11 protein-coding genes (1 of these 11 running past the window's edge) are annotated in these 11,428 nt (G+C 34.7%); 6 read left to right on the top strand and 5 right to left on the bottom strand.

Annotation, left to right across the window (positions count from 1 at the left end; genetic code table 11):
• The 3 genes from KORDIASMS9_RS21330 to KORDIASMS9_RS21320 form a co-directional block, all read left to right on the top strand.
• Positions 1-2,216, top strand: the 3' portion of a protein-coding gene (locus KORDIASMS9_RS21330; protein ID WP_114904802.1) for a zinc-dependent metalloprotease. The gene continues 271 nt to the left of window position 1, outside the view; 2,216 of the gene's 2,487 nt are visible here — the last part of the coding sequence; the start codon falls outside the window, past its left edge; the stop codon is at positions 2,214-2,216.
• Between the two features lie 137 nt (positions 2,217-2,353).
• The gene (locus KORDIASMS9_RS21325) at positions 2,354-3,619 is read left to right on the top strand and encodes a Y-family DNA polymerase (protein WP_114904801.1); all 1,266 of its coding nucleotides are present in this window, start codon (positions 2,354-2,356) and stop codon (positions 3,617-3,619) included.
• A gap of 12 nt (positions 3,620-3,631) precedes the next feature.
• The gene (locus KORDIASMS9_RS21320; RefSeq protein ID WP_114905318.1) at positions 3,632-4,072 is read left to right on the top strand and encodes a LexA family transcriptional regulator; all 441 of its coding nucleotides are present in this window, start codon (positions 3,632-3,634) and stop codon (positions 4,070-4,072) included.
• Between the two features lie 137 nt (positions 4,073-4,209).
• Here the strand turns inward: KORDIASMS9_RS21320 and KORDIASMS9_RS21315 are convergent, their stop codons facing one another.
• Positions 4,210-6,096 carry an FAD-dependent oxidoreductase gene (locus KORDIASMS9_RS21315; protein ID WP_114904800.1) on the bottom strand — a complete coding sequence of 629 codons (1,887 nt, stop codon included), beginning with the start codon at positions 6,094-6,096 and terminating at the stop codon, positions 4,210-4,212.
• A gap of 348 nt (positions 6,097-6,444) precedes the next feature.
• Positions 6,445-6,873 (bottom strand): DUF4268 domain-containing protein, encoded by a 429-nt coding sequence (locus KORDIASMS9_RS21310; RefSeq protein WP_114905317.1) that lies wholly within the window; start codon positions 6,871-6,873, stop codon positions 6,445-6,447.
• Between the two features lie 272 nt (positions 6,874-7,145).
• Between KORDIASMS9_RS21310 and KORDIASMS9_RS21305 the strand changes: the two genes are divergently transcribed.
• On the top strand, positions 7,146-7,568 hold the full coding sequence (locus KORDIASMS9_RS21305; RefSeq protein WP_114904799.1) for a DUF1573 domain-containing protein: 423 nt from the start codon (positions 7,146-7,148) through the stop codon (positions 7,566-7,568).
• A gap of 8 nt (positions 7,569-7,576) precedes the next feature.
• On the opposite strand, the gene KORDIASMS9_RS21300 is transcribed toward KORDIASMS9_RS21305, so the two are convergent.
• From KORDIASMS9_RS21300 to KORDIASMS9_RS21290, 3 genes are all read right to left on the bottom strand, one after another.
• Positions 7,577-8,248, bottom strand: a complete 672-nt coding sequence (locus tag KORDIASMS9_RS21300; protein WP_114904798.1) for a ZIP family metal transporter — start codon at positions 8,246-8,248, stop codon at positions 7,577-7,579.
• Positions 8,245-8,976: a bifunctional 2-polyprenyl-6-hydroxyphenol methylase/3-demethylubiquinol 3-O-methyltransferase UbiG gene (locus KORDIASMS9_RS21295; RefSeq protein WP_114904797.1), complete on the bottom strand. Its 732-nt coding sequence runs from the start codon at positions 8,974-8,976 to the stop codon at positions 8,245-8,247. Before KORDIASMS9_RS21295 ends, KORDIASMS9_RS21300 begins: the two co-directional genes overlap by 4 nt.
• A 285-nt stretch (positions 8,977-9,261) precedes the next feature.
• Entirely contained in the window at positions 9,262-9,516 is a 255-nt protein-coding gene (locus KORDIASMS9_RS21290; protein ID WP_114904796.1) for a hypothetical protein, read from the bottom strand.
• A gap of 302 nt (positions 9,517-9,818) precedes the next feature.
• On the opposite strand from KORDIASMS9_RS21290, the gene KORDIASMS9_RS21285 reads away from it, so the two are divergent.
• Positions 9,819-10,700 (top strand): hypothetical protein, encoded by an 882-nt coding sequence (locus KORDIASMS9_RS21285; RefSeq protein ID WP_114904795.1) that lies wholly within the window; start codon positions 9,819-9,821, stop codon positions 10,698-10,700.
• 152 nt (positions 10,701-10,852) lie between these two features.
• On the top strand, positions 10,853-11,419 hold the full coding sequence (locus KORDIASMS9_RS21280) for a transposase (RefSeq protein ID WP_240321096.1): 567 nt from the start codon (positions 10,853-10,855) through the stop codon (positions 11,417-11,419).
• Positions 11,420-11,428: the final 9 nt, after the last annotated feature.

Here is an 11,428-nt window from a genome sequence, read left to right as displayed (position 1 = left end):
TGACAAGAATTGCTAAAACAGCTTCGGGACTTGGTTTTGGAGGTGGAAAGCAAAATACCCAAGTACTACGTTGGGAAAAGAATAAGAAAAAGGTGTTATTGAGAGTTGTTTCTCATAGTGTTGTTGCGGCAGATTCTCTTCCAGTACATGAAGCGGTTGTTAATTCTAATTTTGAGCCAATTCTGTACGCATTCCCTATTAAAGCATTTAGTAAAGATTCTTTGAATACTGTGATTGAAGTAACACCATTGTTTTCAAAGGATGTAAAAGCATTAGGAATTCCACAATTTAGAAGAAGACAATATAAAATCACAAGAATAGACGCTGCTAGATCGTACATCGATAAGTTAAAAAGTTATCCTTTAAATATTGAAGCGAGACATATTAAAACATATAATGCAGGTGCACCGCCATCAAACGGGAGCGTTGGTTCTATTTCTGTAGAGATGAGTAATTCTATGATTTTATTACCTAAAGAACCAATGAAAAGACGTTATTACGATAGACGTGTAGGCTGGTTTGCTCGCGGTCAAGTTGATTATGGCTTAGATGCTCAAGAAAGTAAACAAGTTCGATATTTAGATCGTTGGAGACTTGAAGTGAAAGATGAAGACATAGAAAAGTTTAAAAGAGGTGAACTTGTTGAACCTAAGAAACAAATTGTTTATTACGTAGATAGAGCTACTCCTGAACAGTGGAAACCTTTTATTAAACAAGGAATTGAAGATTGGCAAGTTGCTTTTGAGGCAGCAGGCTTTAAAAACGCAATTGTAGCAAAAGATCCGCCTACAGTAGAAGAAGATCCTGATTGGAGCCCAGAAGATGTACGCTATTCTGTAGTTCGTTATTTAGCGTCTCCCATTCCAAATGCAAGCGGTCCACACGTTAGTGATCCTCGAAGTGGAGAAATTTTAGAAAGTGATATCAACTGGTATCATAATGTAATGACATTATTAAGAAATTGGTTCTTCATTCAGACTGCGGCTATTAATCCAGAAGCGCAATCTTTGAAGTTTAAAACTGAAGTGATGGGACGTTTAATTCGTTTTGTATCTGCACATGAAGTTGGTCATACACTCGGTTTGCCTCACAATATGGGAAGCAGTGTGGCGTATCCTGTAGAAAAATTACGTGATGCCGAGTTCACTAAGAAATATGGAACAGCACCCTCTATCATGGATTATGCACGTTTTAATTACGTAGCGCAGCCTGGAGATGAAGGCGTTGCGTTAATGCCAAATATTGGCCTTTACGATAAATATGCTATCAATTGGGGATATCGTCCAATATTAGATGCTAAAACAGGAGAAGACGAAAAGAAAGTATTGGATAGCTGGATTCTTGAAAAAGCAGGTGATCCAATATATAGATTTGGAGGACAACAAAGAGATGTTGTAGATCCAACTTCTCAAACAGAAGATTTAGGTGATGATGCTGTAAAAGCTAGTGATTACGGAATTAAAAACTTAAAAAGAATTGTTCCTAACTTGATGAAATGGACAGCAGAAGAAGGGAAAAATTACGATGATTTAAATACGATGTACGGACAAGTGTTGAGTCAATTCAACCGCTACATGGGGCACGTTTCTTCAAATATTGGAGGTGTTTATCAATATAATAAAACATACGATCAAGAAGGTGCCGTGTTTATTCATGTTGCTAAAGCAGATCAAAAAAGAGCGTTGAAATTTGTAAATGATCAATTATTCAAAACACCAGAATGGTTGTTGGATGAAAATATTTTCAACAAGACAAAAGCTTTTGGTATCACAGACAGAATTAGAGCTGCACAAGTGCGTACCCTTAATCGAATTTTAAATTTAGGTCGACTTTCACGTGTGATGGAAAATGAAGTATTAAACGATACTGATGCATATTCTATGTTAGAATTAATGCGCGATTTGCGCAATGGAATTTGGACGGAGTTGCGATCAGGAAGAAAGATTGATGCGTATCGTCGTAATCTGCAAAGAGCGCATATTGATAGATTGTCATATTTAATGACTGCAGAAAGTCCAAGAGTACCAGCTAGATTCAGATCAAGAGTTACACCGCTGAACACAAGTCAATCTGATTTACGCGCGGTTGTAAGAGCAGAATTGAATACCCTAAAAAGAAATATTAGAAATGCTATTGGACGTACAAGTGATGTTATGAGTAAAATTCACTTGAGAGATGCTGTAGAACGTATCGACGCCATTTTAGATCCGAAATAATACATTTCTTACATACATTATAAAAAGCAGCTTTCGAGCTGCTTTTTTTTTGCTGCAAAGACAGGAATTATTTTGTAAGCTTGTAAAACAAAGTGTGGTAATCATTATTTTTATACTATAAAATTCCCCTGAAAAATATGTATGCAATTATTGACTGTAATAGCTTTTACGCGTCGTGCGAAAGAGCATTTGATCCAAGTTTGATAGACAAGCCGCTGGCAATTTTGTCCAACAATGATGGCTGTGTTATTTCCCGAAGTAAAGAAGCAAAAGCCCTGGGAATTCCTATGGGCGCACCGTTATTTAAATATAAAGAGATGATTGCTGAAAAAAACATTCAAATCCGCTCTTCTAATTATTCGTTATATGGCGATATGAGTGAACGCGTCATGAAACTTCTTGAAGATTTTTCACCAGAAGTAGAAGTCTATAGTATTGATGAAGCCTTTTTAAAACTTCCACATTCGGACGATTATCAAACTGTAGGTCACAACATAAAAAAATACATTTACCAATGTACTGGAATTCCTGTAAGTGTTGGAATTGCACCCACAAAAGCACTTTCCAAAGCGGCAAATAATATTGCTAAAAAGTTTCCTGAACGAACACACGGTTCTCATATCATTGATTCAGAAGAAAAACGAATAAAAATGCTCAAATGGTTGCCTGCAAGTGCTATTTGGGGAATTGGTGCCGGAAATGCCAAACGCTTACAAATCAAAGGCGTGCAAACTGCGTATGAGTTTACACAACTGTCAGATGATTGGGTAAAGCGAAATATGTCGATTGTAGGATTGCGACTCAAAAAAGATTTGGAAGGCGAACCAACAATTTTATTGGAAGACGAAGTGCAAAACAAAAAAGCCATTGCAACGACGCGAAGCTTTGAATTTACCTTTTCGGATCGTGAAAACATGAAAGAACGCATTGTGACGTTTGCTTCTCGTTGTGCTGAAAAATTACGGATGCAAAACTCTTCATGTAATGTTGTGATGATTTACCTGAAAAGCGATCGCAACAAACGTACTGATTCTTATTACAGAGCCAAAAGAATGGTCACATTGCCGTATGCTACCAATTCTACATTCATTATTAATAAATATGCATTGAAAGCACTAGAAGATATTTTTAAACCTGGCATTCAATACAAAAAAGCAGGTGTTATTTTAACAGGATTGATCAAAACGGATGCATTACAATTGGATTTATTTCAAAATGAAGATCCAAAACATACAAAGTTAATGGCAGCCATGGACAACTTGAATGATAAATTTGGACGGCAAAAAATAAAAATGGCGAATCAAGATTTGCAACGAACATGGAAAATGAGACAAGCCTATTTATCGCCCGAATACACCACAAAATTTAGTGATATTATCAAACTAAACTGTGATACGATTTAATTGAAAAGCACGATGAAGAAGTACGGGAATGATAAATTACTGACGTTTTACAAATCCATCAAAGGAGACATACAACTTGAATATGTAGAAGCAGGAATTTCTGCGGGATTTCCTTCACCTGCAGATGATTTTAGAAACAAACGCATCAGTTTGGATGAAGAGTTAGTGAACGACAAACGCACTACATATTATGCACGTGTCAATGGTGAATCTATGATTGGCGCAGGATTGGATCATGATGATTTATTAGTCATCGATAAAAAAATACCGCCAAAAGATGGTAAAATTGCAGTATGTTATGTGGATGGTGAATTTACCGTTAAGCGACTCAAAATAACCAGTGAATGTGTCTATTTGATGCCTGCAAACGAAAGCTACAAACCCATAAAAATTACGGAAGACAAACAATTACTCGTTTGGGGAATTGTAACGTATGTTATCAAAAAAGTATAATTTTTTAAATGTAACAGTGTACCAATTTTTTAATGTAAGAATGTATTACATATAAAAACAATATCAAATCGAGTAGTATTGAAAATATGTTTAAATTATATACTACTCGATTTGATAATTGTGATAGAGAATATACACTATCTTCCTTCCACCAATTGCGCAGTAAAGGGAACTTGGCGTAATTTTGGTGCGCTAAAACCTTCCATTTTTACACACAATCCAAAAGCAATCAATGCGGACGAAACAGCGCCTTCTTGCCAACCTGGCAATGCAGACAATTGATCGCCTACAATATAAAATCCGTCGTCGCCTTCTTGTAGCGTATTATACACCCATTCGGCAGATTCATGTGGTGCGTGTTCGGCACGTTGTAAAATATTCCTTTTTCTAATACGAAGAATTTGATGGTAATTCAAATCTGGATCTTTGGTTTGGTCGTCAATCTTTGTCCAATCTACCCAGCCGCCGCGTTGTGTTTTAATATTTTGCCAAGCAACTGTCAATCCATGACTCAATTGTTCTGCAAATTCTTTTCCATGTAACAATGCTGCACCTTCTCTAGCTTTGTCCAAACGCCATTGCGGATCGTGATCTCCCCAGGTTACGGCATTGCCTGCAAAATTATACGTACCTGTCAAAATACCTAAGTTTTGATGGTAATCGTTGGACGGATACCACATTTGTACCATGGGATGACTCGTCCATGAAATTCCTCCAAAAATTGGAATCGTGTTTTTATCTGTGGGATCTTGCCAATATTTCCGCTTACTTTGCCAACCTACTTTTACTGTTGGACGTAAAAATTCTTTGTGATTAAACACAATATCTAGTGCTTTTTCAAAATCAGCATTTTTAAATAATCCTTTAGTAATTTTATCTTGTAAAAGTGGAATTGGCATGTTGCTAAAACAATTGTGTGCTGTTTTTGTTTCAATCGTTTCGCCACTTTGATAACTTACTGAATATGTATGATCCGTTCTAGAAATTTTAGTAACAGGCGCGTTTAGTATGATAGTTCCACCTAATTTTTGTACTTCAACGGCTAGGGCTTTGACAAACATGTCCATTCCGCCAACAGGCTGAAAAGAAGTTTGTTGCCATAAAAAGTCGTCAGGTTGATAAAAGCTTAAATTCCAAAATTCGGATTCAAGCATTTGTGTAAAATCGAGTTTTGGTTGAATGTTTTCTTCTTCGCCCAACATCGTCTTTCCAGGCAATTCTGTATAGCCTGAACGCGATGTTTTTTCAAAAATGCCGCTTTCACTGATATCACCAAACTTTTTCAACCATTGTTTAAATTTGTCTTCATTATCTTCATTCGCGTCTAACGCTTTCATTAAAGGTTGCACAAAACCTAAAAACTTTTCGTATTTCGTAGGATCAGGACTTTCTTCAATGACTTTCAATAATTCAGGCAGTGCATATAAAAACTGCGAAAAATAACCTCGTGGATCGTTTGCCAATCTGCGGTTTACAATGGTTTTCGCATTTCCTTTCGCATCCACAAAACTTTTACCGTCGTATACCACATTGGAACGACTTTGCATCACATATACTTCCAGCTTCACGCCTAATGTTTTACAATAATTCAACACATCGCGGTGTGCAGATGGAATTCGTCCTGGACCACAATTTAGATATGGTAGATTGTACATGTCTTCCACCGTAAAATTGCAGGTTTGCGTGTAACTTGTATTAGGTTTATTCTCTGGATTTTCCGTAAAACTATCGCCTGGTCGAACTGTTAAACTACGTCCGCCAATTCTATTTTGTGCTTCCAAAACCGTCACGGTAAACTTTGTGTGTTTTAGCAATTCATACGCAATGGACAATCCGGCGACACCTGCGCCAATGACAATGACTTCTTCGTTTTCGCCAATATTCTCAGAGAAAAGTGAAGTACCTTTTTTCCGTTCTAAAATTTCAGTGTTTTCTATATCTGTAACGAACATTTCCAGTTCGCCACCATTTTTATCTGTTTTGCGTAAAAAGGTCATAGTTGACGCCGCTTTACTTTTGTCCATGATGTTGGTTTTTTTAGGTGATTAATAATTATATGTTGGTAAATTAATCTATGAAGTTAGTGAAAAATGTAGATACTTGTAATATAAGTATGACTTTTCTATGGAAATGAAAAAGAAAGAGTATGTGTTCATCTAAAACAAAATTTTATTTGCATCGTTATCGTTTCAACTTTACACGAGATTGCAAATCTCACATAAGCAGTGATTTGATGATTTGAAAATGAAGTTTCATACAAAAAGTTACTTACCAAAAGGCAAAGCTGATACCAAAATACCAAAGCAAAGCGATACCATAATACTAAGCGAAGCAGTCTAAAAATCTAAAAAAACAACTGAGCTTAGTCGAAGTCACGCTTTTATAAAATCTTCATATTCGTAGTAGAATGCTTCAAACTGTTGCATGGTTTCGTTTAAGAAGACCATCGTTTCTTGCCACGTATTTTTATTGTGAATGGAAACGTTGTGTATTTCTAAGTAAATTCTGGAGATTTCCTTGCCGTTGTCTAAAATATAGGCTTCATCAAATATAGCATCTGGCAGAAATTCGTTTGTCAAAATTGCTTTTAAGGAAAGCATCTTATCCCAATATTTGATGCGATTTTCAATATTATAATCTTCAATATCGAGTGAAACCATGGCTTTTTTCTTGTCAAAATAAAACTTAAACGAAAAATCGCGAATCTTGGTATTGTACAAAATCCACTTTCGTGGAAATGACTTTCCAAACGAAGTCCAAAAGTCTTGTCGTAATTTTCGTGATTCTGCTTTACTAAACATTAAACAATGCAATTTTTTCATTCCGTGCTAAATACGGAACCTATTATGAAACAATACTGTTTTTTCATTCCGTGCTTCTACACTGAATTTATTGAAGTGTGACACGAACTCTCTAAGTAAACAACGTTCTTTTCTTTTTTAGAATATATACATGTTTTTAAAATAATATATTCCAAGAATTCACCAAAGATATTATATTTTTGAAAGTGTTTACTACTCCATAGAAAACTATTAAAAGTTTGTAAGCTATATAGAAATAAAAGTCATTATACATGAATATACAACAGCACATTCGACACCTAAACAATCTTAAATTGATGAAAATAGTAGTAATTTTGATGGTAGTATTCGTAGTCAGTTGTACATTTAATAAAAAAGAACCTCAATTTTACTTTACAAATTCTACGTATGATTTTGGATATACGGAAGGCAATGAAGTTCTAAAAACAACATTTTCAATCAAAAATTTATTTGATGTTCCTTTAAAAATTATTGATATAAAATCGAGTTGTAAATGTGTGACAACCACACATACAAAAACGCTTGTAAAACCCAATGAATCTATGGAAATACAAGTAGCATTCGACACAAAAGGGTTTAGTGGAAAGCAAAAGAAATTAATAACTATTGAAACGGACAATGAATATCATAGATACTTGCGTTTCTCAGTACAAACTAAAATAGCGGAATGGTAGCATTGGTATTATATAAAATAAGCAATTACTGTGGCTGTAATAATTACCAATAACTTTGTCAAATTGAACTTATGACCTTCGGAGCTTTCAAACAATATTGTCGTTGAAATGTGTAAAAAGATTCCGATGACCAATGCTGAAATTTCATTTTGATACATTTCTAAAAAGGTCAACTGTTCTGATAAGAAGCTTCCCAAAGGCGTCATAAATGCAAATAATATCAAAAAAGTTAAAATAGAAGCTTTGGACATGTTGCTTTTATAAAAAAACGTTGTCAATATAATGGCAATTGGAATTTTATGTACTACAATTCCCCAAAGCAAATGATCGTGATGGTGCATTGGAAAACCTTCTAAAATCGCGTGAATGCTCAAACTTACAAATAACAACCACGGAAATGCAGTTTGATTTTTATGAATATGTACATGTCCATGTTCGGCACCTTTAGAGAAAAATTCTAAAAATATTTGCAATAGAATTCCTGCCATGACAAAAATTCCGTAACTGCTTTTATAGTCTCCAAAAACATTGGGTAATAAGTTAAAAACGGTAATTGCTAATAAAAATGCACCGCTAAATGCTAGCAATAACTTCATGTGTTGCTTTTCGCGTAGTTTAAATACGGTTACGAAGAGAAAACCTAGTACTACGGCTAAGATGGGTAATAAATAATGCATCATTTAAAAATCATAATTAGTCGGGTAGACGTTTTTTTGTCAAACTTGCCCAAACTATAATCACCAAAAATAGCTAATAAATCAATATCAGCCGCAGTAAAATACGATTCAAAATTTTGTAAGGTTAAAGCTTTTACTTTTTCCGTATACTGATGATCGCGTCCGTCGGCTTCAAAACGAATGTCTTTGTAGATAAAACCGTCTTCTACATAGCGATGCAAGCGAAATACAATTCCGTCCACTTCCTTAATTTCATTTTCGACTAAATTTTCAATCACATAATCGGCATTTAAGAAATCAATTACACCAAAACCAGTTTCATTTAGTTCGGCTTTAATAGATTTCAGTGTACGCAAATTATCGGATTCATGTTCAAAATAGCCAAAACTGGTAAAAAGATTATATACGGCATCAAACTGTTTTGGATAGGGTTTGCACATATCATGTACTTCAAACCGAAGTGTGTCATTGGCAAATTGAGAGGCATATTCAATACTATTTGGAGACAAATCGACACCTGTAACATCGTAGCCCATTTTGTTCAAAAACACGGAATGTCTGCCTTTTCCACATGCCAAGTCTAAAATAGTGCCTCCTTCTGGAAGGTTTAAAAACTCCACCAGATGTTTCATAAAGGCTTCCGCTTCGTCATAGTCTCTATCTTTATATAAAATATGATAATACGGAGTGTCAAACCACGACGCGTACCAAGTAGTGTTTTCTGTTTGCATAATATTTTTTCTGGGGTTTCCTTCAATTTCTTGAAGGTCAGGTTATCCGCATTCGCTTTTTGTGATGCCATTCTTGCGTAGGCAAAAATGCCACACAAAAGAGCTCAAACAAATGCTCCTATCCTTAACCCAATTTGTAACTATAATTATTGAAAGTGCAAAATTAACGTATTTTACACGTTTATGGTCGTTGCAATCACAAAATAATTTCAATCAAAAGCAATTAGACATAAAAAAGTCCAACGCAGCGGTTGGACTCTCTTTTTTGGTATGCATAGTGAACGTCTAGCTTTCTTCTTCTCCTACAGCTTCAGTTTGCGTTGTTACTGAACCTGTACTTGCGTTTCCGTATACAGGTGTTTCATTGCGAAGAATGTCAATAACGCGCGCAAAATTTTCGGCGTTCATGTATGGTGTTTCTTTACGATTGTTTCTAAAATCTGTAAAATAAAACTTTCCTAGATCTACTTTTGGATCCCAAACTGCTTGATACGAATTCAATTTGGTCCAACCTTTGGTTCCTTGTGGATGATGTGGCATAACTTTTTTCTTTAATGGTTAATAATAATGATACAAAAGTATTGGAAGTCAGAAGCTTGCGAAGTAGGAAAATCACCCTTTTTGAATAAGTGCTTCCCCTATTTAACATAAGGAAGATGTTAAGATAAGCGCTTTGTAAAGTCGGGAGACTTTACAAAGCGCTATGTTGTATTTATTCCGTATCTTTATAAAGTCTTAAAATAAAAGGTTCGGTAAATTTTCTAGTGGTTTGATGTGTTTACAACATCTTTCCTTTTACACACAAAACTACACCACAGCGTACATAACTAAACCCACCAACAATGAACTTTTTACAAAAGGCACATTCTTTTTTACTTTCAGAAGTTACCAAAAAAAAGACGGAAAAAATCATTCTCTACATTGCACTTGCGAGTTTCTTTGTGCATTTGGCGTTGATATATTTAACGAGTTTCGATTTGATCCATCTACCAAAAGATGCAGAATTGTTGCAAAATCCGATTTCGGCTATTTACACACCATTTTCTTTTATTTTAATTTATGAAGTGTATTTATTGATTTACTATTTGCCCAAATCGTTTACAACCTATATTACCAAACAATATGAAATCATTACGCTCATTATCATTCGAAAGCTTTTTAAAGATTTGTCATTGTTAGAACTTTCTACTGATTGGTTTGAAATTAAGGGCGATTTGCAGTTTACCTATGATATTTTGGCGTCTTTAATTTTGTTTTATCTCATCTATCAATTTCAAAAACAGGGAAAGATAAAGCAGCAGCATCAAGGAATTCCCAAAGAAAAGTTACAGCGCTTCATCAACAACAAACGTTGGATTGCCGTTTTTTTAATTCCATTGTTCTTCATCATGGCAGCATATACGTTGATAGATTGGTGTTTGGGAATTTCAATTTCGCAAAACACATTGCCTTCGTTTGAAAGTATCAATAACTTATTCTTTGACGAATTCTTCACCGTCTTAATATTGGTAGATGTTGTTTTATTGCTCATTTCTTTCTTTTACACCGATCAATTCCATAAAATCATTCGAAACTCTGGTTTTATTGTTTCTACGATATTAATTAGAATCTCTTTTGGTGTTAGCGGACTCATTAGTACTATTCTAATTGTTTCTGCTGTCATTTTTGGATTGGCGATTATTTTGATTCATAACAGTTATGAAAAGAGCTTTGTAAAGTTGTGAGACTTTGCAAAGCTACATTTGCAGACATTTACATAAAGTATAGTTTTGTAAAGTCTCCCGACTTTACACAAAAAAACAACGCTTATAAATTCACATCAACGCTTACAAACTAATATTACAATTTTTCAAAAAGTCTTTTCTATTTTATAAATATGATACTTGAAAAACAGAATATGGAAGGCGGTTACAGAATAAGAGATCAATACAAACCACACTTTATTACAGCAACGGTAGTAGATTGGATTGATGTGTTTACAAGACAAAATCATCGTGACTGTGTTATAAATAGCATGAAATACTGTATGCAACACAGAGGTATGATTGTATATGCCTATGTCATTATGAGCAATCATATTCACATGGTCATACAATCAGAAACAGGAAACTTGTCTGAAGTACTTCGCGATTTTAAAAAGTTCACAGCTAAAACTATTTTAGATACCATTCAAACAGAACCTGAAAGTAGAAGAGTATGGATGTTAGAACGATTTAAAAAAGCCACAGAAACACATTCAAGAAACAAAAACTATCAATTTTGGAAGTTTGGAAATCATCCTAAGGAAATATATTCACGAAAGTTTTTATGGACAAAAATCAATTACATTCATAAAAACCCTGTAAAAGCGGGATTAGTCAGAAATATAGAAGACTATATCTATTCAAGCGCAAGCAATTATGTTTTGAAAGATGGACTTGTTGATGTAAGATTAGCAATGTAAAAAGCTTTG

This window comes from Kordia sp. SMS9, assembly GCF_003352465.1.
Classification (GTDB): Bacteria; Bacteroidota; Bacteroidia; order Flavobacteriales; family Flavobacteriaceae; genus Kordia.
This window is presented reverse-complemented; position numbering and strand designations above follow the sequence as displayed.